This window comes from Steroidobacter cummioxidans (assembly GCF_003104955.1).
This window is the reverse complement of sequence record NZ_LSRW01000028.1, coordinates 107,316-133,522: the sequence shown is the minus strand read 5'-3', so window position 1 is coordinate 133,522 and position 26,207 is coordinate 107,316. Positions and strand designations below refer to the sequence as shown.

Annotated in this window: 23 protein-coding genes; 2 read left to right on the top strand and 21 right to left on the bottom strand. The window is 62.1% G+C overall.

Annotation, left to right across the window (positions count from 1 at the left end; translation table 11 throughout):
* From D0550_RS15915 to D0550_RS15895, 5 genes are all read right to left on the bottom strand, one after another.
* A complete protein-coding gene (locus D0550_RS15915; protein WP_116810172.1) occupies positions 1-2,223 on the bottom strand; it encodes a TonB-dependent receptor in 2,223 nt (740 codons plus the stop codon).
* 104 nt (positions 2,224-2,327) lie between these two features.
* Positions 2,328-3,422 (bottom strand): helix-turn-helix transcriptional regulator, encoded by a 1,095-nt coding sequence (locus D0550_RS15910; protein ID WP_116810171.1) that lies wholly within the window; start codon positions 3,420-3,422, stop codon positions 2,328-2,330.
* Between the two features lie 76 nt (positions 3,423-3,498).
* Complete coding sequence (locus D0550_RS15905; RefSeq protein ID WP_116810170.1) at positions 3,499-4,035, bottom strand: VOC family protein; 537 nt, start codon at positions 4,033-4,035, stop codon at positions 3,499-3,501.
* 9 nt (positions 4,036-4,044) lie between these two features.
* Positions 4,045-4,830 carry a glucose 1-dehydrogenase gene (locus tag D0550_RS15900; RefSeq protein WP_116810169.1) on the bottom strand — a complete coding sequence of 262 codons (786 nt, stop codon included), beginning with the start codon at positions 4,828-4,830 and terminating at the stop codon, positions 4,045-4,047.
* Between the two features lie 17 nt (positions 4,831-4,847).
* Positions 4,848-5,633, bottom strand: a complete 786-nt coding sequence (locus D0550_RS15895) for an SDR family NAD(P)-dependent oxidoreductase (RefSeq protein ID WP_116810168.1) — start codon at positions 5,631-5,633, stop codon at positions 4,848-4,850.
* A gap of 166 nt (positions 5,634-5,799) precedes the next feature.
* On the opposite strand from D0550_RS15895, the gene D0550_RS15890 reads away from it, so the two are divergent.
* Positions 5,800-6,285: a 2,4'-dihydroxyacetophenone dioxygenase family protein gene (locus tag D0550_RS15890; RefSeq protein ID WP_116810167.1), complete on the top strand. Its 486-nt coding sequence runs from the start codon at positions 5,800-5,802 to the stop codon at positions 6,283-6,285.
* 21 nt (positions 6,286-6,306) lie between these two features.
* A complete protein-coding gene (gene paaK, locus D0550_RS15885; RefSeq protein WP_116810166.1) occupies positions 6,307-7,581 on the top strand; it encodes a phenylacetate--CoA ligase PaaK in 1,275 nt (424 codons plus the stop codon).
* Between the two features lie 9 nt (positions 7,582-7,590).
* Here the strand turns inward: paaK and D0550_RS15880 are convergent, their stop codons facing one another.
* The 16 genes from D0550_RS15880 to D0550_RS15810 all read right to left on the bottom strand — a co-directional run bounded on the left by D0550_RS15880 (position 7,591) and on the right by D0550_RS15810 (position 26,197).
* Entirely contained in the window at positions 7,591-8,259 is a 669-nt protein-coding gene (locus D0550_RS15880) for a hypothetical protein (RefSeq protein WP_153067198.1), read from the bottom strand.
* A 45-nt stretch (positions 8,260-8,304) separates the two neighbouring features.
* Positions 8,305-8,862: a hypothetical protein gene (locus D0550_RS15875; RefSeq protein ID WP_153067197.1), complete on the bottom strand. Its 558-nt coding sequence runs from the start codon at positions 8,860-8,862 to the stop codon at positions 8,305-8,307.
* A gap of 2 nt (positions 8,863-8,864) precedes the next feature.
* Entirely contained in the window at positions 8,865-11,387 is a 2,523-nt protein-coding gene (locus D0550_RS15870) for a hypothetical protein (protein WP_116810163.1), read from the bottom strand.
* 293 nt (positions 11,388-11,680) lie between these two features.
* Positions 11,681-11,983: a CcdB family protein gene (locus D0550_RS15865; protein WP_116810162.1), complete on the bottom strand. Its 303-nt coding sequence runs from the start codon at positions 11,981-11,983 to the stop codon at positions 11,681-11,683.
* A gap of 15 nt (positions 11,984-11,998) precedes the next feature.
* Positions 11,999-12,241: a type II toxin-antitoxin system CcdA family antitoxin gene (locus D0550_RS15860; RefSeq protein WP_116810161.1), complete on the bottom strand. Its 243-nt coding sequence runs from the start codon at positions 12,239-12,241 to the stop codon at positions 11,999-12,001.
* A gap of 99 nt (positions 12,242-12,340) precedes the next feature.
* Positions 12,341-12,811: a hypothetical protein gene (locus D0550_RS15855; RefSeq protein ID WP_116810160.1), complete on the bottom strand. Its 471-nt coding sequence runs from the start codon at positions 12,809-12,811 to the stop codon at positions 12,341-12,343.
* Between the two features lie 112 nt (positions 12,812-12,923).
* A complete protein-coding gene (locus D0550_RS15850; RefSeq protein ID WP_116810159.1) occupies positions 12,924-13,799 on the bottom strand; it encodes an amidohydrolase family protein in 876 nt (291 codons plus the stop codon).
* A gap of 7 nt (positions 13,800-13,806) precedes the next feature.
* Positions 13,807-15,207 (bottom strand): vanillate/3-O-methylgallate O-demethylase, encoded by a 1,401-nt coding sequence (gene ligM / locus D0550_RS15845; protein WP_116810158.1) that lies wholly within the window; start codon positions 15,205-15,207, stop codon positions 13,807-13,809.
* Positions 15,204-16,508 carry a LysR family transcriptional regulator gene (locus tag D0550_RS15840; protein WP_116810157.1) on the bottom strand — a complete coding sequence of 435 codons (1,305 nt, stop codon included), beginning with the start codon at positions 16,506-16,508 and terminating at the stop codon, positions 15,204-15,206. The genes ligM and D0550_RS15840 overlap by 4 nt, the downstream gene beginning before the upstream one ends.
* Positions 16,505-18,625: a 3-hydroxyacyl-CoA dehydrogenase NAD-binding domain-containing protein gene (locus D0550_RS36405; protein ID WP_116810156.1), complete on the bottom strand. Its 2,121-nt coding sequence runs from the start codon at positions 18,623-18,625 to the stop codon at positions 16,505-16,507. The genes D0550_RS15840 and D0550_RS36405 overlap by 4 nt, the downstream gene beginning before the upstream one ends.
* Positions 18,626-18,639: 14 nt before the next feature.
* Positions 18,640-20,832 (bottom strand): TonB-dependent receptor, encoded by a 2,193-nt coding sequence (locus D0550_RS15830; protein ID WP_116810155.1) that lies wholly within the window; start codon positions 20,830-20,832, stop codon positions 18,640-18,642.
* A 68-nt stretch (positions 20,833-20,900) separates the two neighbouring features.
* Positions 20,901-22,229 carry an MFS transporter gene (locus D0550_RS15825; protein WP_161965854.1) on the bottom strand — a complete coding sequence of 443 codons (1,329 nt, stop codon included), beginning with the start codon at positions 22,227-22,229 and terminating at the stop codon, positions 20,901-20,903.
* Positions 22,230-22,233: 4 nt separating this feature from the next.
* A complete protein-coding gene (locus D0550_RS35325) occupies positions 22,234-23,379 on the bottom strand; it encodes an alpha/beta fold hydrolase (protein ID WP_161965853.1) in 1,146 nt (381 codons plus the stop codon).
* Positions 23,376-25,157, bottom strand: a complete 1,782-nt coding sequence (locus D0550_RS15815; RefSeq protein WP_206606321.1) for a feruloyl-CoA synthase — start codon at positions 25,155-25,157, stop codon at positions 23,376-23,378. Before D0550_RS15815 ends, D0550_RS35325 begins: the two co-directional genes overlap by 4 nt.
* 118 nt (positions 25,158-25,275) lie before the next feature.
* Positions 25,276-25,563 (bottom strand): hypothetical protein, encoded by a 288-nt coding sequence (locus D0550_RS35185; protein WP_162604298.1) that lies wholly within the window; start codon positions 25,561-25,563, stop codon positions 25,276-25,278.
* 19 nt (positions 25,564-25,582) lie between these two features.
* Positions 25,583-26,197 carry a methylenetetrahydrofolate reductase gene (locus D0550_RS15810; RefSeq protein WP_116810152.1) on the bottom strand — a complete coding sequence of 205 codons (615 nt, stop codon included), beginning with the start codon at positions 26,195-26,197 and terminating at the stop codon, positions 25,583-25,585.
* Between the last annotated feature and the right edge of the window lie 10 nt (positions 26,198-26,207).

Genomic DNA, 26,207 nt, shown 5'->3' with positions numbered 1-26,207 from the left:
TTAGAAGCTGATACGAGTCTGCACACCGTACCAACGGGGTTTGCCGTAGGTCGTGTAGGTGCCCCCGAGCGGCGCGCCCGAAACGTCGAAGGCAAACGTCTCGCGTACTTCATCGAGCAGATTGTTCGCGAACACCGCGACCGACAATCGATCGTCCATCAGCGTGAGCGTCACGCGAGCGTTGACCAGCCAGTTGGCCGGGATACGAGTCACCGGTGCATTGGTCAGCTGCGCATAGAACTCGTCGATGTAACTTGCGGTCACGTTCACGTTCAATCCACCGAAGCTCAGACGCGTATCCTTGCTGGCGGATAGATTGGCGGTGTATCGCGGTGACTGCGGCGCTTCACGGCTGACGCGTCGCGCACCGATCGGAACGTCGTCCACCTTCGTTCGCAGGTACGCGCCGCCGACGCCAAACAAATAACCGTCGCCCGCGCTGACCGACAGCTCCGCGTCCGCGCCGTACATCGAGGCAGTGGTGTTGAACAGCGTGAAGTTGAAGCCACGCTGATCGAATGCCTGATAGTTGTCGTAGTCGTAATAGAACACGGCGCTGTTGAGTCGCGCGCGATTGTTGAGGAACTGGAATTTCTCGCCAATCTCGTAGGCGAGCAGATTTTCGCCCTTGAAGCGGAACATGGACAGCGGCGCCTGACCGACGAAGCCCGCGTTGTAGTTGAAGGCCTTGTAGCCGAGGCTCACGCTGGAATACAGCAGCAGATCGTCGGTCGCCGACCAGTCGAGCTGCACGCGCCCTGACGTTCCCGTCTCCGCGTGCTTGTCCGTCGTGGTGCCGTTGGCCGCCAACGTGCCCGGCTGGATGAACACCGGGCACAGCGCGCCGGTACAAACTTCGGTGTAGTCGTATTTCTTTTCGTCGCGCGTCACGCGCACGCCGGTAGTCAGCCGCACCGAATCGGAGATGTCATATTCGCTTTGCGCGAACGCCGACGTTGAGCGTGTATCCACGCTGTAGTTCGCCCGCGGATACGAATCGAAGGCCGGCAGATTGAAGCCCTGGAAATAGTCGCCGTCGATGTACAGATAGTAGACGCCCGCCGTCCAGCGGAACGCACCGTCGGAATCGATCAGGCGCAATTCCTGGGTGACATGGGTCGCATCGGCGTTCTGCTGGAAGATACCGATGGGGAACGGCGAAAAGTCATTGTCGGAGTCGTAGATGCTCTCGAGCTTTTGATAGCTGGTGATCGAAGCGAGCGTGAGCGAGTCGAACTGATATTCGACCCTGGCTCCCGCCGACCACGTCTTGCGCTCCAACTGGCCCGGATAATCGAGCGCGCCGGTGTACGGATCGCCGTCGGCATCGACATAGCCGAAGCCGGTCGGCGAACCCGGCGGCAGCCGGATGCCCAAACCGTCCGCGTCCGGGGCAGCCCCGGTAATCATGCTGGCACCGGTATAGATCGGCCGGATCTGGTAGTAGTCGGCGAATAGAGAGATGTCGAGCTGATCGGAAGGCTCGATCTTCACCTGCACGCGGCCAGCGACGGTATCGTCGTTGGCATAGTCCGGACCGATCGCATTCTTGAAGTAGCCGTCGTTGCGGTTGTACAGAACCGCGGCGCGCGCTGAGACGGTGTCGCTCAATGGCCCACCGAGGGCGCCTTCGAAGCCGAGCTGATCGAAGCTGCCGACGGTCATCTCGGCATAACCGTCGAGCGTCTGACTCGGCTGGCGCGTAATCACATGCAACAGGCCGCCGGTCGCGTTGCGACCGAACAGCGTTCCTTGCGGGCCCTTCAGGATTTCGACGCGCTCCACGTCGAACAGCCGCTGCACGCTGGTGGCGTTCGACGGCTGATAAACCTCGTCGATGTAATAAGCGTTGGCCGGCTCGATGTGGCCGGCGAAATCGTTCTGCGATACGCCGCGAATCGAGATCAGGCCGGCGATCGGCGATCCGCCCGGATCGGCGAACTGCAGTCCCGGCGCAACCAGCGCCAGATCGGTCGAATCGCGCACGCCGCGGGTAATCAAATCGTCTGCGCTGAACGCACTCAGGCTGATACCGACATCCTGAAGATTGGCGCTGCTTCGGGTCGCGGTGACGATGATTTCGGTGAGGCCGCCGATCTCTTCCGGAGCACTGCTGGTCTGCGCATGCGCAGGCATGGCCGCCGCGCACGCCAATGCCGCGATCGGAATGATGGAGTGAAGGCCGCAGGCGACACGCACAGCGGCAGACGTGCGATTGGACATGATCCCCCCGTGTAAGCGCCACTCGACTGTGGCGTCTGTTCGGGGCGGACTCTGACAGATGGCCTGAGTGGCCTACATGACGTATACCACTCAGACACCCGGGCTCATTGCAGGCGCAACAGCTTCGACACCAGCTGCGTGCGGCTCGACACATCGGCCTTGGCATAGATGGAGCGCAGGTGATTCTCGACCGTTCGCAGGGCGATGCGCAGTTCGATCGCGATGCCGGCATTACACAAACCAGCCGCCACCAGCCGAGCGATCTCGCTTTCACGTTCCGTCAAAGCGAATAGCTGCGTCGAGGCATTCAACAGCCGCGCCGTCAGCGGCTCACTCGTGAGCAACAAATAACGCTCGCGGCCAGCGGGACTACGCAGGCGCGACACTGAAATCTCCAGTGGCCTGCTGCCGCCAGTCGTGAACACATTGCGACCGTCGCCATCGACGGACAGCTCGCCGCAGATCAGCAAGCGACGCACCTCGCCCAGCAACGCCGCCGCCCCATTGATCGGACTCACGTCGAGATCCGCCAGGCCGCGCGCGTTGGCATTCTCGATGGCGAGATCATGATCGAGGATCACGTAGCCGACGCCGCCGGTGAGACTCAGGGAATGCAGCACATCGTGAGATAGACGCTCCGCATCCTGGTAAGCCAGCAGCCGCATCGCCGAGGTGATGGCCGGCGCCAGCCGCTCAAAAACGCGCACTTCATGCGCCTGGAACGGCCGGTCGTCGACACAGCGATGAAACCCGATGCACATGAGCTGCGGGCCGGACGCGATCGGACACGGCACGATCAACGCCATGACATGCCCGATGTTGTACCTATAGAGGAAGGCGTCGCGATACGCGTGGTCGTGCAAGTCGACGCTGCTGGCGGACAGGCCCGAGACCAGCTCGATCGGTGCCTGCGGGTGGTGCAGCCAGCGCAACCCCGAGCGCACCACCGGATCGAGGCGAAAGTAATGATCCAGGTAGACCTCGGCCGCCTCGGGCGTGTCGCCGGCGTACGAATAGCTGGCCGCGTAGCAGTCCGCCCGTGGCGCGCCGGTGAACCTGAAATACACACCGCTGGTCGCAGCGATGCGGGCCGCCACCGGTCGCAACAGCTGCGCGTCTACGTTGCTGTGATCGGTGCAGGCAAGAATCTTCGCGAAGGCTGACTCGATCGAGTCGTCAGCCACATCCACGCCGTGCATGGAGCCCCCCGTCTGCGCGAGCAGTCATCGTTGTCTGGCAACCGATGGCAACCGTACACCAGGCGGCCCGGGCGACTCAACCGAGGCGTCGGATCGGGTCGCGACCATCCCAGCGTTCGCCCGCCGACCGGATCATCGTGAACAGCTCGTGCACCGGCGCCGTCATCTCGATGATCTCGATCATGCCCTGCAGGTCACGACGAGCATCGACGTAGGCAGCCTGCGCGCCTATGGAGACCCTGGCGTCCAGTACCTTGTCGTAACCACGCTCCACATAGTCGGCCACGGTCCGCTGATACTCCGCCGGCGTCACCCCAATGGCATAGTGATGAAAGCCCCAGCCGCGCTCGCGCTGGACTTCTTTATAGACGCTCGGCTGATCGTCGCGCTGCTGAATCAACTCGTACATCATCCCGCCCGACATGCCCAGGCACAGCGACAGATTCGCCTGCGACGGCATACCCCGATACTCGAGCCGCTCGAACGGGAAGGTCTCGAAATAGAACCACGGGCCGATCCCCAGCGCCTGGGTAAAGCGCGGCATGGCCGCGGCGATGTCCTCGACCACATACGCCATCTGAATGACGCCAGCAGGTGCCACTTTGGAATTCATGATCTGTTCTCAATGAGCCAGGACGAAGCCGCCGTCGCAGGCAATCGCCTGCCCCGTAATGAAGCGCGCCTCATCGGACGCGAGGAACAACACGAGATTTGCCACATCCTCCGGCTCCTGCAGCGAGCCCATCGGAATCTGCGCCACGAACGAGGCCGTGAACTGCTCAACCGACACGCCGGCCTGGCGCGCCATGCGCTCGAACAAAGCTTCGAGCATCGGCGTGCGCGCCTGGCCCGGATGCACGGAGTTGCAACGAATGCGATAGCCGGAAGTCGCACAATGCAGCGCCACTGACTGAGTGAGGTGCTGCACGGATGCCTTGGCAGCGCCATAGGCAGTCAGAAACGGCGTCGGCACCAGCGACGCGACGGAAGAGACGTTCACGATGGAGCCGCCGCCGGACTCCGACATCAATGCCATCGCGTGCTTGCAGGCCAGGAAAACACCGGCGCTATTGACGGTGAAGATCTTGTTCCAGTCGGTCAGCGGCGCGCCCTGCGGATCCTTCGGCGCCGTCGGATCGCCTTCTATGCCTGCGTTGTTGACCAGGATATGCAATGCGCCGTGCGCTTCGCGGATCGAGCGAATCGTATCGATCCAGCCCTGTTCGGAGGCGACATCCTGAACGATGGCCTTGGCACCCACGCGTTGCGCCGACTCCTGTAATGAAGCCGCGTTGAGATCCGACATCAGCACGATCGCGCCCTCGTCCCGCAAGCGCTGTGCCACCGCCAATCCAATGCCTTGCGCCGCGCCCGTCACGAGTGCCACGCGCCCTTCGACTCTTTTCATAGTTCGTTCCAAACCTGTCATTCGAAATGCGCGGACGGCGGACCCGCGAGTTGTGCGCCATCGACGAGCAGAGAAGAGCCATCGATCATGACCGCATCGTCGGAGGCCACAAACGCGATGGACCGCGCGATATCGTCCGCCGTCGCCACTCGTCCGACCGGCACCTGACGCGCCATGCGTGCGAGCAACTCAGAACGACTGCCCATTGCCGCCGCAACCGGGTCGAGCATCTCCGTATCGACGTAGGTGGGATGCACCGAGACGCAACGAATTGGATAGCCGCGCTGCGCACAGTGTAGTGCCACCGACTTGGTGAGAATCGTGACGCCGCCCTTGGAGGCGCAATAGCCTGCGATATCGGCAATGCCGACCAGGCCGCCCACCGAGGAAACATTGACGATGGCGCCACTGCCGCCGGTGCTCTTGATCGTGCGCACGCCGTGCTTGCAGCCGAGCATCGTGCCGGTCAGGTTGACGGCCAGCATCGCATTCCAGTCCTCGAGGGCGACATCTTCGATGGAGCCGCCGCGACCGATGCCGGCGATGTTGCAGAGAATATCCAGCCGACCGAAACGATCGACCGTCTGGCGCATGGCCTGCTCCCATTGCGGCTCGCTGGACACATCGAGCGTCAAAGCCAGCGCGTTCGCTCCGATCCGCTCCGCTGTGCGCTCAGCGCCAGCCGCGGAAATGTCGGCCGCTACGACGCATGCACCCTCGCTTGCGAACAACAACGCGGTGGCGCGCCCAATACCGGACGCGGCACCGGTGATGAATGCCGTTTTACCTTCGAGCCTGCCCATGATCCCCCGCCTGTAGTCTGCGTCAGTCAGGCTGAAGTCGGGCAAGGGCTCCGGCAATAGCGTATTCCACTCAGACAGTCGTGGCCTCACCTGAGTGGTTCTCGTCATGCCGGGAACCGACCGCGCTCCTACCATCCGCCGAACTACACTTGAGTGGGGGATTGGCATGTCGAGCGTATCGATCACACGCAGCGAAAACAGCACGGTCAAAGCGACCGCGACTCACAAATCGGCGTTCTTCGACCCGTCCACCCTGCCCTGGGCCGACTGGGTCATGCCCGGCACCTGGTTCAAGCTGCTCAATGTGAACGCCCTCACCGGCGGTTTCTCGATGCTGCTGAAGGTGTCGCCGGACAACGCCGCAGCGGTGCACGGCCACCTGGGTGCAGTGGAAGGCATTCTGCTGGAAGGCGGCTTCAGCTACGGCGAGGATCGCGGTCGCGCCGGACACTACGTTTATGAAGGCGCCGGCATTCGTCATGAACCGACCACCCATCCCGACGGCATGATCATGTTCGCCGTCGTCCACGGCCCGCTGGCGGGTTATCACGACGATGGCGCAGTGGCCGCCGTCGTCGATGCACGCTTGATGTATGAGCTCGCCGTCGCCGCGGGGGCAGCGGATCACATCGAACGGCCGTCGCACTGGTAACCCTGCCCAAGGACTGCGAACGTGCCGCTGGAAGCCATCGAAACCGCCAGTGAAGACGAACTGCGCGGTCTGCAACTGCACCGACTGCAATGGTCGGTGCGCCACGCGTATGAGAATGTGCCGCATTACCGACGGATCTTCGCCGAGCGCGGCGTGCACCCGGATGACTTGCGCACCCTCGACGACCTGGCGAAGTTTCCGTTCACGACCAAGGCCGACCTGCGCGCCAACTATCCATTCGGCATGTTCGCCGTGCCGCGCGAACGCATCAGCCGAATCCATGCATCGAGCGGTACGACCGGCAAGCCGACGGTCGTGGGCTACACCTCGAACGATCTCGATACCTGGGCCACTCTGGTCGCGCGCTCGATTCGCGCTGCCGGTGGCCAGCCAGGCGATATCGTGCATGTGGCGTATGGGTATGGTTTGTTCACAGGCGGCCTCGGCGCTCACTACGGCGCGGAGCGTCTCGGCTGCACCGTGATTCCAATGTCAGGCGGACAGACGCAGAAGCAAGTGCAGCTCATCCGTGACTTCCGGCCCGACATCATCATGGTGACGCCCTCGTACATGCTGGCGATCGCCGATGAGTTCGCGAAACAAGGCCTCGACGCTCGCGAATGTTCGCTCAGGCTCGGCATCTTCGGCGCGGAGCCGTGGACGGATGCCATGCGCAGCGAAATCGAAACGACGTTGAACATCGATGCATTGGACATCTATGGCCTGTCCGAAGTCATGGGCCCGGGCGTGGCCAACGAATGCCTCGAGACCAAGGACGGTCCGGTCATCTGGGAAGACCACTTCTATCCAGAAATCATCGACCCCGACAGCGGCGCGGTGTTGCCCGATGGCGAGCTCGGTGAGCTGGTGTTCACCTCGCTCAGCAAGGAAGCGCTGCCCATCATCCGTTATCGGACGCGCGACATCACCCGGTTGTTGCCGCCGACCTCTCGCTCGATGCGCCGCATGGCTCGAATCGTCGGCCGCTCCGACGACATGCTGATCGTGCGCGGCGTCAACGTGTTCCCGACGCAGATCGAAGAGCTGATTCTGCGCATCCCCGCGCTCACGCCCCATTACCTGCTCGAGCTGACCCGCGACGGGCGGTTGGACAATTTGACGATTCATGTCGAAGCGGACCAGCACGACGCTTCAGCCCAGGCCGCCCATCTGCTCGGCGAGGCCGTGAAAGCGAACATCGGCATCAGCGCTCAAGTGAGGATTGCGCCGCTCGGCTCCATCGAACGCTCCGCCGGCAAGGCGCAACGCATCCTCGACAATCGGTCGCTGTGCTGACGCCCTCCGCTAAGTCTCGCGGAGGCTGGCGATCAGCTTTTCATTGGCCTTCCTGATCGCCGCAAACAGCGCCACCGTCGACTCTGGATCGCCCATCGTCTGCGACACTTCCTTGTCGGGAGAATAGACGCTGCGCACCGAATGGGCTTTGCCATCCACTGTCAACGTCACTTCCACGATGAACGGCGAGTACGGCGTCGTTACATCGTCCGGCTCGAACCAGCCCGCTTTCATCTCGTCTCGTGGACAACGAGCGCCGACTCCCTTCAGCATATCCACGATCAATCCCGGATTCATCTTGGCGACACCGTTGCGCAATGCCTGTGCATTGTTGAAGTGCACGGCATAGCGATTGAGCACGAGAGATTTTCCCGCCAGCTGCGCCCCCATGGCGGCATTGAGATCTTCGCCCAGCAGCGTGAGCCGATCCGGGACCATGCGTTTGTCCCCTACCTGATGCACGCCATAGTTACAGGACGTGATCAGTAGCGACATGATCTTCGACTCACGTTCCTCGGCGGGCCGAGCATCGGCAATTTCGAACGGCGCGACCGTGGCGGGTTTCGTATAACCGTTCAAAACCGCTGTCTGACTCACACAACCGGACAGCAGCTGTGCGGCAAGGCATAAAGCCGACAGCCGCAAAAGCTCGATGAGGAACGAGGGAGATCGCGTCACTGTGACTCCTTGCAAGCAACTTTGGTGATGAGAATCATCGACACTTCAATTCGCGCGCGGTGCTTCCTGACAATAGTCCTGCATCTTTTTGGGCGGGTGAAAGTAGTGCGCGCTGGGTTCACGCCGCCGCATCACCTGCCCATCGTCGCCTTGCTGTAGCTCGTCAATCTCGACGATGCAAACGAACGTTACCGGCTCGACAATGTGCCTGAGCTCGTACTGTCGGCCAGGCATGGGTTGAAACACGCCCGCGTTGTCGCAGCTGTACGTCGGGTACCTGCTGGCTGCTACATAAAACGTCAGTGGCGCCGATGCGGGAATGTTGAACTCCCTGACCAGCGCCTGTGCTACATCGCTCGACCCGATCATGGCGATCTGGGATTGCTCCAGCGTTCCGGTCGTTGCGATGAGCATCGACTGCGCAGACGACGGACACATGGAACGATCCACACGCCGTAGATACGTGAAATCCGAGAGTGCTGCAGTGGTGACGTATCTCAGCTTGGCCGACTGATCGTCGGCCGGAAAACGGACGATTTCGGGAGTACCGCAGCCGGTGAGCACCAGCATGAGCGGTGCTGCATGGAGAATTCCCTTCTTCATGCTCACTGCGTAGCGACGACGCTGATCCGATCGGGATCGATCGTGAACAGGTGCTCGCCGTTGAGCGATATGCCTCTTGCATATGGACCCAACACCCCCGGAATGACTCGCACCTCGGGCAGCGTGCTCCCTGGCGAACTCGTATCGAATACGTGCAAGCGGCTGGGCGAGAATCGCAGGTCGAAGAGCCGGTCGCCGGCCGGTGACAGGATCGCCGAAAAGCCGGCGGCCGCGTTGCCGTAGGCCGTGAAATCCGCATTCAGAACCTCACCGCCGTTCGCAATGAGCGTGCCGGAGCGGTTCAAGCTCAGCTGCGACAAGTACCCTGGACCCGATCGATACGCAAACTCCCCGGTGCTCGAATCGTATGTCCGCAGGATCAGGGTAGTCCCTACCGAGCCCCCGAATACGGCACGGCTGCCGTCGGCGCTCACCGCCAAGATGGACGTGCTGCTGTTGTATCCCAGCGGTTCGAATGTATTCGTCGAGGGCTGGTAGTACACGCCCATATACGGCAGCAGGACCTTGCCATCGTTGACCACTGCGAGCCTGTCGGTGCGTCTGTCTGTGGCCGGCACCGTTACCGCCGGGGCGATCTCCAGCAACGTATCTGGATCGACGAAGTGCAGCTGCGTCGTCGTGAGCACGAATAGAGTCTTGCCGTTCGGGCTCAACCCGATATCTTCGATCCAAGGAAAACGTTGCAAACTGAAGGCGGCACCCGTACCACGCGGATCCAGGCTGAAGCGCAATACCGACTCGCGCGTATTCGCGGGCGGATCGCTGCCCACGAAATGCCGCATGCTGAAGACGTAATCACGCTCGGCGTCATAGATCACGCGGGCACCGGTAGGAACGCCGATGTCGAAATCCCAAGCGTTGCTGCCATAGTCGGGTTTCACCCGCGCGACCAGCTCCGCATCGGTGCGATCCAGGCCCAAGTTATTGACGATGCTGATGACGGGCCGCGCCGGACTCGCGAACGACGGCGGCACTACTCGAATGACGGTATCGCTGATCACCTCGGCGGACTGCGCGGCAACACCGTCGAACATCACCGGCCCCATGCCCGCCTGATCGAAACCGGAACCACGCAATATCAGCGGCTTCTGCTCATTGAGATAGGCCACGTAGGGCATGGCGTAAGCGATGGTCGGCAAGTTCAACGACAGTTCGACCGTGAGCGGCCGCAGTCGATTCGAAACCGACGTACCGTTGTAAGTGAAATTGATCGTGGCGGTGTGGGTACCGTTTCGCATGGTAGCCAGCGCGGCCGGTAACACTGTCACTCGAGCAGCCTGACCCGAGCTGCCGCTGGCTGTGACTTCCAGCCAGGGCGACGACTCCTGCGTGGTCCATGTCAATGGCGCCCCTGTATCGCCAGTTTGCACGGTTCGCTGCACGAACGAGGCAGCGCTGGTAGAAGACACGTTGATGCTGAAAGTCGCCAGAACGGGGTTGAATGTAAGCTCGGATGGAACCAGGGTATATGTCACAGGCACAGTGATCGGTGTGCCGCCGGCCGTCGGCGTCAACGTAACTGTCGCGTTGTAGACGCCCGGCGCAAGCGCAACCGTCTGCGGCACCACCGACAGCGTACCCGGTGCGCTGCTGCCGCTCACCGCGAGCCAACCTGATGCGCCGGCCCCATAACTAATGGATGTCGTGAACGCCGTCGTGCCGCGGGCCGCAGAAACCGCAGTGCTCACACCGTTTGGAGGGGCAGTCTGCCCTGTCACCGCAGAAAGGGTGAGCGAGGCCGGAGCGACGCTGAGATTCGGCGTGACCGTGTACGTCACCGGGATCACCGTCGCGCTGTTACCAGAGCTCAGCCTCACCGACGCGTTGTAAGTACCCGGCGTCGTGAGCGCGTTGGCACTCAAGCGGAGCGTCTGGTCTGCACCCACTGGACCGCTCGTCGGCGTGAGATTCAACCAGCCATTGGCCGCGCCCTGATAGGTGATCGAAGAAGTCCAGGTACCGGCAGTCGAGTTCTGCAGGGTGACTGCCACTGGCGCCGCTGCGACTCCCTCAGCCGCCGCCAGATTCAGGGTACCCGACGGTGTGACTCTCAGGCCGCGAACGTTATATGTAACCGCAATCGTTCTCGGACTGCCCGACACCTGTTGCGCGCATGCCGGATCGAGACAGGCGCTGACAGTAACGGCGTCGGAGAACGTGCCCAAGCCCAATTCGGCCGGCGACCTGGGGAAAACGGTGAGCCGGCCGGTCGTTTCACCGGTGAGCTCCACGGTGGCGTTGCTGATACTTCTATTCGTCAGGCGCACCGTGAGATACACGGTCGAGCTCACGCCGGTGATGCTGCCGTTGATCGACACTGGCGCCGGCCTCGCACCGTCGACGGCGGCCTCGAACGAGATGCTGTTCTGTGCGATCGAGAACTGACCGGAGCCACCGCCGCCCCCGCCTCCGCCCCCGCCACCACCGCCGCCGCCGCCGCCGCCGCTACAGGCAACCAGCAACCAGGCGCAGCACCCGATCAACGCGAAACGCAATGAAGTCATACGTCCCTTCGCGTCCGTACCCTTCGGATCGCGAGCCCCGCTTAATGTTTGTTGTCGCGAAAGTTACATTCGCGCGGGTTGCTTGATATCAGAAAAAAGTAACGACGGCTATCTCTGCACCCACCGTCGCTCCTATTTACATTCGTCCGGCGCCGGCGCCTGAGCCGACGGATCTGCCTGTTGATTGAACAGAAGTTCTTTAACGGTCGGTATGGAAATTGCTCTCTCCGAGCGCAACAACCACGCAGGGACTCTATGAACTGTCGTTCCGGCGTCTCGGACCGCGGCCTGCGCTACGCCCCAGTAATCAACATATCCAACGCCGCAACAATCGCACTTCGCTGCTCGGCGACGCTGCCGACCGCAGGCCCGAGTTCCGAGCGCGCGATGCCGGCCAATTGGGGCGTCATCAGCAGGTATTGCTCGCCGTCGATTTCGATGGATGGCGTCAGCCGGGCAATGGGTTTCTTCGTCAAGGCCGGAGTCTTGGTCAGCGGGATGACGAGCCGAGTCTGCAGCTCATCGAGGAGGTCGGCCTGGGCGTCCACCAGCAGCGGATACGTCGTCTTGCTACGTGGATTCGTGTTCTTGTACACCGTGTAACTGCGCCATCAAAAGCTCCGGCTGCCGTCGGAGAAAACGCCGTACTTCTCTACATGTTGGTTGTAGGCTGCGATGGATTCACGGCTCTCCTCTCGCCACTGGCGCTGCTGAGCTTCCCGCAGTTTCTCGATCAATGCCTGCTCGAGTGTGGCAGACAGATTGATCTTCGAGGCGCGAGCAGCCTCCAGCAGGTCGCGACGAATACTGACGTTAGTGGCACTTTTCGGCTGGGCGCGTTTGGCGGACGGCATGGCACAGCTCCTGGGCACTGGGGCCCCACATCGTAATGTGGATAAGCCATGCGCATCAAACGCCCCATTGCCGCTCGACCATAGAGTTGGCCGAGATGCTCAGCGGCGCCGGAGTGCCCATCGTAATGCGGTCAACGCGGCCGTCAGCCGGGTCGCAATGATCGTCGCGCGAGCTTGCGGACTGCCCTGCTCCCGCGGGTAGGACCGCTGGTCGACGGAAAAATAGATACCGTAGTTCACTGACACAGTAACTTGCTGCGCCGGCGCGCCGCTTTGACGAGCGGCAATCCTTCGCTGCCGGGCCATCCGGTCGAAGTCGCCGGCCAATGGATGGGCTCGCAGCGGATATCCGGGATGCGTCGCTTGCGCCTGGCGGTGCCGCTCACGGCAAAGCTCGGGGCTTTCGTCCTCCAGCACGGGCACGTTGCGCGAAAATCCTGACTGCGCACAGTATCCGAATTCTTCCGCGTATCCGCCCGCGAGATAAGAGTTATGGTCGGCCTCCAGCTCGAAGCTGCTCGCCCGAGCATGTCGCGTCCAGTCGGGAAAGTAGCGCCGCTGCTCACCCATTCGGCTTGGAGAATCTGGCTTCCCACGCATCGCCGGCCCCCCATGAGAGATTTCATCTCCTAATCCGGCAACGCGCCACCGTAAGCACGGTTCCCTGCCGACACGGTGCCCGTTACCGCAAGCGCAGCGCCTCGATCGCATTGTCCTTGAGGATCAGCGGCCGCACCTCCGGCTTGAAGCCGGCCGCCTCGAAATCCTTCATCCAGCGTTCCGGCGTGATCAGGGGATAGTCCGAGCCAAACAGCATCTTGTGCTTGAGCTGGCCATTGGCGTGCTGGATCAGTTGCGGCGGGAAGTATTTCGGCGACCAGCCCGACAGATCGATGTAGACATTGGGCTTGTGCAAGCACACCGACAGCGCCTCGTCCTGCCACGGCCAGGACGGGTGCGCGATGATGACATTCATCTCGGGAAAATCCGCTGCCACGTCGTCGAGGTGGATGGGGTTGGAATATTTCAGCCGCAGCCCGCCGCCACCGGGCATCCCGGTGCCGATGCCCGAGTGGCCGCTGTGAAAGATCGCCGGCAGCCTGTGCTCGGCGATCACTTCGTACAACGAATAAGCCATCCGGTCGTTAGGAAAGAACCCCTGCGCGGTGGGATGGAATTTGAAACCGCGAATCACCCCGTCCTTCAACAGCGCCTTGGCCTCGCGCACGCCCATCTTGCCCTTGTGGGGATCGATGCTGGCGAACGCGATCATGATGTCGGCATTGTCGCGTGCCGCATCCGCCACCTCTTCGTTGGGAATGCGACGCGCGCCGATCTGATGTTCGGAATCGACCGTGAACATGACCAGCCCGATCTTCCGCTCGCGGTAGTAAGCCACGGTCTCGGCGATGGTCGGCCGGCGGCTGCCCGCCTTGAAGTACACGCTTGCCGCTTTCTCATACTCCTGCCACACCTCGTCCATCGGGTTGCGGCAGGAAACCTCGGCATGCGTATGAACATCTATCGCAATCAGCTCGTCGAGCCTTAGAGAGGTCATGAAACCCTCAAGCCTGCTTGCTACGCCAACCCTGGTGATACCCCTCGCGGGCATCGCGAGCGTAAGGCACCGGTGCGACCTTCACACGCACTTCGAGTTGGGTATGGCGTTCCACGGTGGCCTTGCTGGTGCCGCCGTTCTCCTCTCCCCACAGCAGCGTGAGCTCGTCACCCACCTGGATGTCTGCATCGACCACCCCAAGCGATAGCGCTCTGCGCTCGTTGAAGCTGGTACCACCAAACATCGAGAACCCCACCACTCTCCCGCCCTTGAGTACCGCGTCGTAGGACGAGGAGCCATAGTTGAAGTTCGGAATATCCATGTACTTGTAGTTCGGCATCGACGGATCGAACAAAGACCGATAGATCTTCGCCAGATCCTCCGGATGCCATTCGAACGTGACTTTCTTGCGCTGGGGCTGGTGCTGCAACTTCTCCAATGCCTCGCGGCCGACGAAATCGTGGTCGAACTTGACGAACGGACCGTAGCCCAGCGCATACGGCGTCAGATAGTAGTCCTCGATATTGTCCGAAACGAAACTACCGGCGATCGAGCCGGTAGCTTCATAGCCATTGGCGGGAAGCCATTCGCGGTACGCCTTCATTCTCTCGCCGGTATAAACGGCCGGTAATGGCGAGGGAATCCAGCCGGACTCCAACGTATTCGTCGAGTACGCGCGAGCGCCCACCTGCACCAGACCGAATTCCTCACCCGCCGCCAGGATGACTTCGCGAATCTCATCGTACTGCTCGTATGGCCCCCAGATCTCCAGACCCGGCTCGCCCGCCATCCCGTGACGCAGGCAACGCACCGGCTGGCCTTTGATGTTGATGTTATCGAGAGCAAAGAACTTCACATCGGGCAGCGGTCCGCCATTGAGCTTGGCGAGGATCTGCGACGCCTTCGGCCCTTGGATCTGGTACCGATAGTGCCGCCGCGTAACCGGCTTGCCGCGCGGATACGAAGGAGACCGATCGTCGCGGATCGTCGTTACTTTGAAGTCGCCACTCTCGGCGTGGAATTGCATCCAGTTCACCGTCGGCGCGCGACCGACGAACAACAGCTCATCCTTATCCAGATAAAAGAGAATGCCATCGCCGATGACGTAACCGTCATGGCTGCAAGGGACCATCTGCTTGGCACGATTCGGCTGGAAACTGTTGAAGCTGTTGATGGTGAGATACGAACACAGCTTGAGCGCGTCGGGCCCTTTCACCGTGAACTCGGCCATGTGGTGCGTCTGATCGAACAGCACTGCGGTCTCGCGCCAGCCGCGCTGCTCGTCACGCCAGTTGCTGAACTCGTACGGTACGACCGGATAGACGTATGCCCCGATCTTCGAGGTGCGCAGCATGTGCACCGGGTTGCCCGCCTGTCTCAATACACCTTCCAGATTCGTCGGCTTCATCTGCTCGTCTCCATGGTATGTCCGTTCTTCATCTCGTCGCCGACGGCGCGCAAATGGCGCAGCAGCGCATGCAACCCGACCGAGCGCTTGGCGTCGGCGCGCGTGGTGATGCCTATCGGGCGTTCACTGCCGCGCATGTCGATGGGCAACACCGACAACATGCCGTGCAACTCCTCGTAGTGGATCTGGTTGCGCGACAGGATCGAGAGGCGGTCGCTTTCGATCAGCAACGCACGCAGCGCGACCAGTGCATTGGACTCGACGGCATTCTTCGGCAGCGGCAGGCCGGCCGCGTGCATGACCTGCTCGAAAGCCCGGCGCGAGGGCGCGGCCTTGTACGGCAACACCCATTCGCAATCGATCACGTCAGCGAGCTTCAATGACGTCGCCGAGGCGAACGGATGTCCCTTCCGGCCGACCACCGAAAGCAAGTCTTCGAACAGTTTCTCCTGCACGATGTCGCTGCAAGGAATCGGGTAGCGCAATACGCCGACCAGCAGATCCACGTCGCCGCAACGCAGGCTCTCCAGCAGCGACTCGTACGTGCCTTCCAGGAGGGTGATCTGCAGATCCGGATATTCCTGTTTCAATCGCGTCACCGCGCGCGGCACGAGCAGCGTGCTCGCCAGCGGCAAAGCGCCGACCACGATGCGACCGCTGATGTTGCCGAACTGGGCAGCGATGTCGTCGCGAGCCAGCTGCAGCTCATGGAACATCAGCTTCGTCCGCCGCAGCATGATCTCTCCGGCGCGGGTCACCAGCATGCCGCGCGCCGTTCTAATGAACAGATTGGTCTCGACAATGCGCTCCAACTGACGCAGCGTCTGAGTCACCGAAGGCTGCGAGACATCGAGCTCTTGGGTGGCGGCTGTTTCCGTTCCGTGGCGATCGATCGCCACCAACGTTCTCAGGTGCCGATTGGTCACCTTCGCCCCGATGCTCGTAGTCGAGCGGCGGGACACGCCCATTTCGGCCAGCTCCTGCTCGACGTGGGTCAGTTGCGCGAACGCGCGTTGAGTGCGTTCGACGAGAATCGCGCCGACCGTGGTGGGAACCATACCCTTGGCGGTACGCGCGAACAGTTCGAGCCCGAGGACCTGCTCCAGTTCATGGATCGCGCGCGTCACTGCTGGTTGCGTAACATGCATCAGCGATGCGGCCTTGTGCACGGAGCCGCCTTGCGCGACTGCAATCAGCGCACGTAGCTGTCTCATGTTGGGGTCGATACGAGCCGGCAACGGCCGCGATTGCTCGCGCATGGCCTTCGGATGCAAGAAGACGGAAGCCGTTTGTTTGCTCATGACCCCTCGCTGTCCCGGTCCGCGAACGACTTGCCTTGCCGCGCGAGCTTTTCCAGCAGCGGCGCTGGCCGCCAGTAGTCTTTACGATTTTTTATGCGAGCAGCGTAATGCTCGACTCTGCCGAGGACATGCTTCAGCCCGAGGCTGTCGGCGTAAAACATCGGGCCACCGAGATGCCTCGGGAAGCCATAGCCGTGCACCCACACCACGTCTATGTCGGCAGCGCGCATCGCGACGCCGGCTTCGAGCACCTCAGCCCCGACGTTGATGAGTTGCAGCAGGCAGCGCTCGACGATTTCGGTCGTTTCGATCGATCTCTGAGCGATACCTCGAGCGGCGGCCAGCTTTCTAATGAGCTCGATCACCTCATCATCCGGCAGCGCCTGGCGCGCGCCCGGCTGATAGCGGTAGAAGCCCTTTCGGGTCTTCTGCCCGAGGCGATTCATCGCCGTCAGCGCATCGGCAATGACAAAGTAAGGATCCGGCCGTGATTCGCGTTTGAACAGTTCGATGCGCGTCTTGGTCCCGACATCGGTTCCGCCCAGATCGCTGACGCGCGCCGGCCCCATCGCGAAGCCTATGGATTCCATTGCGCTATCGACCTGTTCGGGCGTCGCGGCCTCCAGCATCAACAGCTCCGCTTCGCGCCAGTAGCCGTCCAGCATCATCTTGTTGCCGATGAAGCCGAAGGCATCGCCGGCCACGACGCCGATCTTCTTCAACTGCTTTGCCAAGGTCAGCGCCCGACCGAGCGCAGCCAGATCGGTGTTTGGTGCACGCACGATCTCTAGCAGTTTCATCACGTGGGCCGGACTGAAGAAATGCAGCCCAACCACTCGTTGCGGATCGCGACAGGGTCGTGACAGCTCGGCGATGGACAAGGTCGAAGTATTGGACGCCAACAACGTCGAAGCCGGCGTGAACGCAGCGACCTTCGACAGGATGGCTTGCTTGAGCGCCAGGTCTTCGAACACTGCCTCGATCACGACATCCGACCCGGCCGCGGCACCAAGATCCAGCGAGTCGACGATGCGTCCGCGGCGGCGTGCGGCCTCTTCATGACTCAGTCGCCCGCGAGCCACGCTCGACTCATAGTTCGAGCCGATCAACGCCAGCCCACGTTCGATGCCTTCGGGATGCGAATCGATCAAAGTGACAGCCATGCCGGCGTCGGCGCACGCAGTGGCGATGCCGCTGCCCATCGTGCCCGCGCCGATGATCGCGACCTGGGTGATCGGTGCTTTCGAGGAATCCGCCACGACGCCGGGCACCTTCGATACCTGCCGCTCGGCGAAGAACAGGTGGCGCAGTGCCTTGCTTTCCAGCGTCGTGATCGAGTGATCGGCGATGCGACGCTCGATGGCGAGCCCAATATCGAAGTCCGATTGAGTGGCCGCAGTGAGTGCTTCGACGACGAGCTGCTGAGTCATCCGTCCTTTCAAAGCTCGCGAATGTTTGCTGAGGACAGCCGCTATCCCTGCCTCATCGAAGCCCGCGACCTCGACCACGCGCGCGGCCGTCGGGCGCGGCTTGGCACCCTGCTCGATCAATTGATCGCAGAAATGTTGCGATCCCTGCATCAGATCTCCGTCGACCACCGCATCGACCAGCCCGAGGCTCAACGCAGTGCCAGCATCGACGGGGGCGCCAGAAACAATCATATCGAGCGCCGCCGCCGCACCAATCACTCGCGGCAGCCGCTGCGTGCCGCCCGCGCCTGGAATCAATCCCAGGGTGATCTCCGGAAAGCCGAGCTTCGCATCCGCAGTCGCCACTCGGTAGTGACATGCGAGCGCCAGCTCGACGCCGCCACCAAGTGCCACGCCCTGCACAGCTGCGACGATCGGTTTGTTCGACGCTTCGATGGACGCGAACACCGCTTGCAATGTCGGCTCAGTCATCGGCCCGTCGAATTCGCCAATATCGGCACCGGCCGAAAACGTCTTGCCCGAGCAGGCGATGACGACGGCCCTCACAGACTCATCGGCGAGCGCTGCCTCAAGTGCACGCGCGAGGCCGGCGCGGACCGGTGCTGCCAGAACATTCACTGGCGGATAATCGATCAGCGACCAGCCGATCCGGTTCCTGCATTGATACTGAACGGCTTCAGGAGGCATCGATCCCTGACTCCTCAAAACTTATAACCGGCGGTCACGCCGTACGTCCGTGGCGGCAAATAGGTGCCGGTGATCGTGCGCGCGGTGGATGTCACATAGATGCCGGACACGATCATCTCGTCCGATAGGTTCTTACCCCAGAAATTCAATGTGAACTTGCCGCCGACGCCGGTGTACAGCAGGTTGGCGTCATACAGCGTAAAGCCGTCCTGGCCGGTCACATCGTCATTGAACTCGGTGTAGTACTGCTTGTCCCGGCTCGACACAACGCCGGTCAATGCCAGCGATGCGCCGCTGGTCAGCGGCCACTGGTACGTCGCCGACAGCTCGGCAGTCCAATCCGGTGTGTTACGAGGACGGTTCCCCGTCAGGTCTTCAGGCGGCAGGCTCGATCCGCCCGGCCCGAAGAGCGCCGGGTTGATCGGGTTCTGCGACAGGAACTTGTCGAAGCGGATGTGATAATAGGTGCCGGCAAACGACATCTTGAAGCGGTCGGTGGCGAGCCAGCTGGTTTCCAGCTCGACCCCTTTGCCGTCGGTGGTTGCTGCGTTCTCGAGCCGCGCGGCATAGAACGGCGGCGCGGTGATGGCGTAAGTGCGATCGTACTGCGCGTCCTCGACCTTGTACTTGAACGCCGCGATGTTGAGCATCAGCGTGTCCTTCAACAGCCGGCTCTTCAAGCCGGCTTCGATGTTCTCGATGGTCTCGGGATTCACCAGATTGGGCACGCGCTCGCCCAGGTTGGCCGTGCCGCTCTTGAAACCTTCCGAATACGTGGCGTACAGCATGACCGAGTCCACCGGCCGCAGCTCGACGCCGAACTCCGGAGAGAAATCCGAATAGTCTCGCGACGCCCGCCGCACCGGATCGAAGACGGCGGCCGGGTCCACCGGGCTGGCCACTGCAAAATGATTCTCCATCGTGCGCTTCTCGGAGCTGTAGCGCGCGCCCGCTTTGATAGAGAACATCTTGGTCAGATCGTAAGTGAAGTTGGTGAACAACGCCCAAGCGTCCACATCGAGCGTGGCGGGCACGATCACGCGTGAGCGTGCGGGCTGTCGCACCGGATCCCGCCCCAGCAACACCAGACTGTCGATGGACTCAGTCAGGTAATAAGCGGCGGCGATACCATGCAACCTGTCGCCTTCGTAGATGAACTGCAGTTCTTGAGAGAACTGCTCATCGCCGATTGCCTGTAACTGCGTCGTCGACGTGGGCGCCGGCGGGAAGTTGCCGTTGACCGTGTCCGAAACATCGAAATCCTGCGTCAGCCGATCGTCGAACTCGCGATAGTTGGTCAGAGATTTGAACGACACCGCATCGCTCGCGCGCACAGTCAGCGTCGCGGTGGCCGCCCAAGTTTCGCTTTCGAAAGTCGGGCGGAAATCGCCGCCGGCGTTGCGCGAGTTCGGCGACACATTCGGCAAGCCGGTCGCCCGCAGGCTGGGCAGCGGCGGATCAGGAAACATTGGCCCGATGAAGTGCACCGACTTGCTGTGATCGTCTTCCTTGGAATACTCGCCACTGAGCAACAGATCCACGTCCCCACTGAACTTGAACTGCAGGTGGCCGCGCGTGCCGATCACGTTGAGGTCGTCGATGTCCTTGCCACTGCCAGTGTGCTTGCCGAAGCCGTCGCGATGTTGGTAGTGGACCGCGACGCGGCCGAGCAGGTTGTCGGTCAGCGGCCCGCTGATCGCAGAGTCCAGGCCGTAGCTCAAGTCGCTGCCGCCGATCGAGAGATTGGTATAGCCGCCGAAGTTCTGCGTGGGCTTCGCCGTCACCAAGTTGATGGAACCGCCAGTGGCATTGCGGCCATACAGTGTGCCCTGCGGACCACGCAGCGCTTCGACCCGCTCCAGGTCGAACAGCGAGGCGAATTGCGCGGCCGCTTGTGCGACCACCGCGCCATCGACGTGCAGCGCCACTGAGGGATCGATGCCGGCAAACGAGCTATTCAAACCGACGCCGCGGATGAACAGCTTTGCAAACGCGAAGTCATTGCCGAATGTGACACCCGGCACGCGATGCTGCAGATCCTCGAGCTTCGAGATGTTGCTACGGAACAGATCGTCGGCGGACACCGCCGTGACCGCCAGGCTCACGTCTTGCAACGATTGTTCGCGTTTTTGCGCCGTCACGATTACTTCTTCCAGCTCGGCAGCGCGCGCTGTCAACGGCAGCGTCAACGTCAATGCCACGGCCATCGTCGCAACTCGTCTTGATGAATACACGGCAGCCCCCTGTCGTATCGACCCTGATTTATCCGACCTCTTTAGCGGCTCAGCGCCAGCCGCGGCGGCGCGGCCAGCATCGATCCTCGCAGTAACCAGATGGACATCGCGGACAGCACCGCACCTAGCGCCATGATCGCGGCGACGCTGGGGCGGCTCGTTCCTGCCGCCATCAGCCAACCGCCGAGCACCGGACCGAGCATGCCGCCGAAGCGACCCAGCCCGATGGCCAGGCCCGTGCCCGTGGCGCGCAGGTGCGTCGGGAACACGCGAACGAAAGTTGCGTAAAACCCGACTGCCGACGAATAGAGAAACCAGCCGAGCGCGAACGCGACCGCCTTGAGAGCAAACAGATCGGGTTGCGTGCGACCGAATACGGCCAGCGAGAGCGCGGTCAGGAGCATCGCGCCGCTCGCCAATGGTTTGAGATTGATGTGTCGGGCGAGATACCCGAGCAGCGCGCCACCGATGATCCCGCCCAGATTGGTCCAGACAGACACTTCGGCGCCGACACTCGCAGTAAAGCCCAATGCCGTGACGATGGAAGGAATCCAGCCGAGGACGTAGTAGCACGTCATCATGTAGAGGAAGTACGCCGCGCAGATCAGCGCCGTCTGCGCGGCGAGTTCCTTATCGAACGCGGCCCAAACGTTCATGCGCGGCTGCCGCGTTCGGGCTGGCATCTCCGTAATGTTTGCTCGACCCATGCGGCGCAGGATCCAATTCACGCGATTCAATGCGTCCGGTGAACGTTTGAACATCAGGAACTCAATTGACTCTGGCAGGCGCCGCCACACCACGACGAGGATCAGCGTCGACACCACGCCGCCAAAGAGGAAGACCGAGCGCCAGTCGAACTCGCGCAGCAACCAGGCGGCAGCCATGCCGCCCAGCACGCCACCGAGGGGATAGCCGATGGTCATGAGACTGACGCAGAAGTCCCGGCGAGCGTCGTTCGAATATTCGGCGACCATTGCATTGATGGAAGCCAGCATGCCGCCGATGCCCAGCCCGGTGACGATGCGCCAGATCGACAGCATGATCACATCGCTAGCGGTCGCGGACAGCAGCATGCCCACGGTCATCAGAATCAGGCACAGCAGGATGATGGGACGTCGGCCGAGGGAATCGGCAAGCGGCGCCAGCAGCAGCGATCCCACCGACATGCCAACCAAGCCGGTCGAAATGACGATGCCGAGCCCGCCCGGCCCCAAGCCCCACTCGCGCGTGATACCCGGCCCGGCGAAAGTGATTGCGAGGATGTCGAAGCCATCGAGCGCGTTGAGCGCGACACAGATCGCGACCGCTGCGATTTGAAACGAGCTCATGGGCTCGCGACGCAGTTGCGCACTGGGATCGGATGACGTCATGCCCTCACCCACCGCTTTCGACATGCAGGAGAAAGCGTGCCTGACGATGCGCGATGCGCCACAGTCCGTCCGAGCACAATCGCAACGTGTCTTCGAATTCGCCGACGACCTGCCGGTCGGCATGACCCGTCCACACCAACACGTTGCTGATGGCATGTGCTTCGTCGGGCGCGCGCAAATCGACGACGCTTCCGGCAACCAAGTGTCGAGTTACATGGGAAGTGGGTCGCGATCGATAGGACTCGAGCAACGCATCTATACCTTTCAGAGGCTCTTTGCCCGGTCGTACGACGACTGCATCGCTCGTAAAGAACGCGGCGAAGCCGTCGAGATCGTTGGCATCGAGTTTGAGCGCAGCCCGACAAACCACGTCGCGACACGCGGACTCGGCAAGCTGACGTTCTAGAAGTGCGATGGGTCGCTGCCCCTGCGCAATATCTTCCTTACCGCTCAACCATTCCGCCAACGCGGCCGTGACGGCCTCCGGTTGTTCCAGCGTACTCATGTGACCGCTTTCCTCGATGATGCGCAGACGCGCGCCGCGCACGATCACGGCCATCTGCAAGTGTTGCGATAACGGACTCCAGCTGTCCTGACGCCCGCAGGCCACGAGCGTCGGACACTGGATGGCGAGCAACTGCTCCATCGCATTGGGTCTCGCGAGCAGCGCTCGGATCTGCGCAGCAAATATCTCCGGCGTCTTGCGCTCGACCATGTCGACGACGGCTTCGAACAGCGGCGAGTCGAGTCGCTTCGGATGCAGCATCCCCAACGCCCACCGTCGGCCCATCGAGTGCATGCCGTTGCGACGAGCATCCTCGAGCAGCGCCAGCCGAGATGTTTGTTCCTCCTCTCCTCGGACGCCCGGCTGGCGCGGCTGCCAGCCGGAGTCGAGCAGCGCGAGACGCTCGACTCGCTGAGGCGCGAGCCGCATCACTTCGAGCGCCACTCTTCCGCCCATCGAATGTCCCGCCAGTGCGAATCGCTCGGCCGGTGCATCGCGCAGGATGGCTTGGGCCATGTCGGTGAGTGAATCGATCGAGCCATGATCGGGCACCCAGGTGCGCGCGTGGCTCGACAGAGCGCGCCTTTGTTCCGACCACACGAACTCGTCGCAGAGCAATCCCGGGATCAGCACCAGCGTGGTCATGACAGCACCACCACGCCGGGCTCGCGAGCCGATGAATACAACCGCTCCACCATCGCTTGCCGAGCCCCAATCACGGCGCGCTGATTGATCGTGCCTTTGTCTGTGATTTCGCCGGCGGCAATCGAGGGCGGCTGCTCTAGAACGAGCGCACGAGCGACTCGCTGCGAGCCACCTCCCGCTTGATGCGCCAGCGCCTTGAGCAGATCGCTCAACCATGTCTGCACACCGGCATCGGAGAGCCGTGTGGCCGCTGCACTAAGAAACACCAACATGCCCAGCTCGTCGCGATCCTGGCCGACGAACACGACGTCGTGGATGAACGGCGAGCCCGCTGTCAGCACCGCCGAACGCATCGCACCGACATTGACCCAGGTGCCGCTGGAGAGTTTGAAATCCTCGGCGATACGGCCGTCGAAACGCAGGCCGAGCTCGGGCTGTGCCGGATCCAGGAACACCGCGGCATCGCCGCTGCAAAAGAATCCTTCGTCATCGAAGGCCTCGCGGCTGATCTCGGGCTGCCGCCAATAGCCGGGTGTGATGCTCGGCCCGCGATAGCGCACTTCGAGCTTGTCCGCCACAGGGGCAAGCTTCACTTCGACGCCCGGCGCCGGCAGTCCGATCACCCCCGGCTGCCAGGTCGGCAGATGCGCTGAGATAGCGAACGGAGCCGTCTCCGTCATGCCCAATCCCATGGTCATCGGAGTCTTGCGCCCGCGCACCTGCATGGACATCTGGTCGATCGCGTCCTGCACCGGCTTCGGCAGGCCGGCACCGGCGGGAAATATCAATTTCATGCGGCTGAAGAAACGCGCACGCAGCTGCTCATCGCTGCGCATTGCTTCGACCAGCATCTCCAAACCTTTCGGCACGGTGTAGTAGACGCTGGAGGCCACCTCGCGCAGATTCGCCACCGTTTGCGCCATGCCCGCCGCGGTCGGCTTGCCCGCATCGATGTATAGCGTGCCTCCATGCATCAACACCGTTCCCATATTGGCGTTGCCGCCGGCCGTGTGATGCCAGGGCAGCCAATCCACCAGCACCGGCGGCTCCTCTTCGAGAAACGGATAGCACTGCGCATACATCTTCTGGTTGCATGAAAGCATGCGATGCGTGTTGATGACCGCCTTCGGCATGCGCGTGGAGCCGGAGGTGAACATGAACTTGGCGATCGTGTCGCCAGTCACCGCTTCGTGAGCGCGCTCGACGTCGACACTCGCCTCGCCCAGCAGACTGGCGAACGGTGTGTGACTTCGCGAGGAGAAGTGGCCGTTGAGAGCAACGACTTCCGTCTGCGCCGGAACAGCCAGAGATACCGCCTTGTCGAAGACATCGGCATTCTCGGCATACACCAGTCCCGGTGTCAGCAGCGAGACCGCGTGCAGAACCCGACGTGCCTCGGGATCGACGAGCGAATATGCCGGCGATAGCGGCGCGGCCGGCACGCCGATATGCATGGCGGCGAACGTGAGCAGTGCATGCTCGATACTGTTGCCAGACAGAATGACCAGCGGCCGCTCGGCACTGAGGCCCCGTTGCAGCAAACCTGCGCCGATTCTCTGGATCTGTTCGAACGCAGCCGCATAGCAGAGCTTGCACCATTCGCCATGGGCATCGCGCTGGGCGAGCCAGACGGCATCGGGCCGCTCCCTGGCCCAGCGCGTGAGATATTCAGTAAAGCGGCGGGGATAGGAACGCAACGGATCGACAGAGCGCAGCGACCAACAGCCGTCGGTGCGCCGCTCAGCCACTCCTGCGTATGGACCCAGCCTTGTGTCCACTCCATCCCCCGCTCTATCCGACTCTTTGTATTCGATCCGGCGGCAGATTATTGGGAGGCGGCAGACCCGCGCGCCAATACCGAACCGCGGCCAAGCGATAAACTTTGCTGATAGATCCCTAGCCGACGCGGAAGCCGCCGTGCCGATCGAGCGTGAAATCGCCGGCGCCCACGCGCTGCAGCCATTCGCACGTTCGGAGCAATCCGCCGAAAGTGAAAAAATGGACTCCGTCATACAGATCGGGCCGCGACACGCCGGCCAGCGTTCGCATGAGCTTCTCCGGCCCGTGATCGTCGATAAGTTTCACGAGCGCGGTCGGCCTCGCGCCCAGCGCGCGAATCGATGGACCGACGCCACAGCGCACGGCATAGCGGAGCAGCGTCGCGATACCGGCCGGGCCAGCCAAGCCTGCGACGAGCTTCGCGTTAACACCGTCGGCGCGTAAGCCCGCGGCCCACTCGAGAAATGGCGGTGCTTCGAAAGAAAAAGAACTGCGTGAGCAATGTGACCTGCAATCCTGCCGCTTGCGCCAGCTCCGCCTTCTCACGCTCCGCGCGACGGATTTCGACGAGTGACACTTGCGGATGTCCTTCGGGATGACCGGCCAGCGAAATCCGGCGTAAACCGTGTTCGCTCAGCTTGCCGGCTCGCAACACTTCGGCGACCGTCGAATAGGGTCCGCTCGCGTGCGGATAATCGCCGGAGATCAGCAGTATCTCTGCCACCTCGGCTCGGCGGGTCGCTTCGTGCAGGAACTCATCGAGTGTGCGCTCGCTGTCCAGCAAGCGTACCGGCACGTGCGGCACCGGATCGAATCCCGCCTCTCTCACGTCACGACAGGTAGCGAGCGTCTGCTGCCAGGTTTGCTTCGGCAGATGACTTACATAGACCTTTTTTCCCGGCGGTAACAGCGCGCGCGCCCGATGCAGGTGCCGTGCGTCCTGGACGTTCATCTCGATGGAACACTCTCGCGCCATCCTGGCAATGCTGGCCGGATCGACGACGGACGGCGGCATGCTCTCGACCTTGGGTTGTGTCATGGTCGGCCTG

Bases quoted from the DNA above. Each gene is read 5' to 3' on its own strand.
- D0550_RS15900 (WP_116810169.1), bottom strand. From the start codon at position 4,830: ATGAAAAGAGTCGAAGGGCGCGTGGCACTCGTGACGGGCGCGGCGCAA.
- D0550_RS36405 (WP_116810156.1), bottom strand. From the start codon at position 18,625: ATGCCTCCTGAAGCCGTTCAGTATCAATGCAGGAACCGGATCGGCTGG.
- D0550_RS15855 (WP_116810160.1), bottom strand. From the start codon at position 12,811: ATGGGTGAGCAGCGGCGCTACTTTCCCGACTGGACGCGACATGCTCGG.
- D0550_RS15850 (WP_116810159.1), bottom strand. From the start codon at position 13,799: ATGACCTCTCTAAGGCTCGACGAGCTGATTGCGATAGATGTTCATACG.
- D0550_RS15910 (WP_116810171.1), bottom strand. From the start codon at position 3,422: ATGCACGGCGTGGATGTGGCTGACGACTCGATCGAGTCAGCCTTCGCG.
- D0550_RS15825 (WP_161965854.1), bottom strand. From the start codon at position 22,229: ATGACGTCATCCGATCCCAGTGCGCAACTGCGTCGCGAGCCCATGAGC.
- D0550_RS15875 (WP_153067197.1), bottom strand. From the start codon at position 8,862: ATGAAGAAGGGAATTCTCCATGCAGCACCGCTCATGCTGGTGCTCACC.
- D0550_RS15895 (WP_116810168.1), bottom strand. From the start codon at position 5,633: ATGGGCAGGCTCGAAGGTAAAACGGCATTCATCACCGGTGCCGCGTCC.
- D0550_RS15890 (WP_116810167.1), top strand. From the start codon at position 5,800: ATGTCGAGCGTATCGATCACACGCAGCGAAAACAGCACGGTCAAAGCG.
- D0550_RS15870 (WP_116810163.1), bottom strand. From the start codon at position 11,387: ATGACTTCATTGCGTTTCGCGTTGATCGGGTGCTGCGCCTGGTTGCTG.
- D0550_RS15830 (WP_116810155.1), bottom strand. From the start codon at position 20,832: ATGGCCGTGGCATTGACGTTGACGCTGCCGTTGACAGCGCGCGCTGCC.
- D0550_RS15840 (WP_116810157.1), bottom strand. From the start codon at position 16,508: ATGAGCAAACAAACGGCTTCCGTCTTCTTGCATCCGAAGGCCATGCGC.
- D0550_RS15860 (WP_116810161.1), bottom strand. From the start codon at position 12,241: ATGCCGTCCGCCAAACGCGCCCAGCCGAAAAGTGCCACTAACGTCAGT.
- D0550_RS15915 (WP_116810172.1), bottom strand. From the start codon at position 2,223: ATGTCCAATCGCACGTCTGCCGCTGTGCGTGTCGCCTGCGGCCTTCAC.
- D0550_RS35325 (WP_161965853.1), bottom strand. From the start codon at position 23,379: ATGACCACGCTGGTGCTGATCCCGGGATTGCTCTGCGACGAGTTCGTG.
- D0550_RS15810 (WP_116810152.1), bottom strand. From the start codon at position 26,197: ATGACACAACCCAAGGTCGAGAGCATGCCGCCGTCCGTCGTCGATCCG.
- ligM (WP_116810158.1), bottom strand. From the start codon at position 15,207: ATGAAGCCGACGAATCTGGAAGGTGTATTGAGACAGGCGGGCAACCCG.
- D0550_RS15905 (WP_116810170.1), bottom strand. From the start codon at position 4,035: ATGAATTCCAAAGTGGCACCTGCTGGCGTCATTCAGATGGCGTATGTG.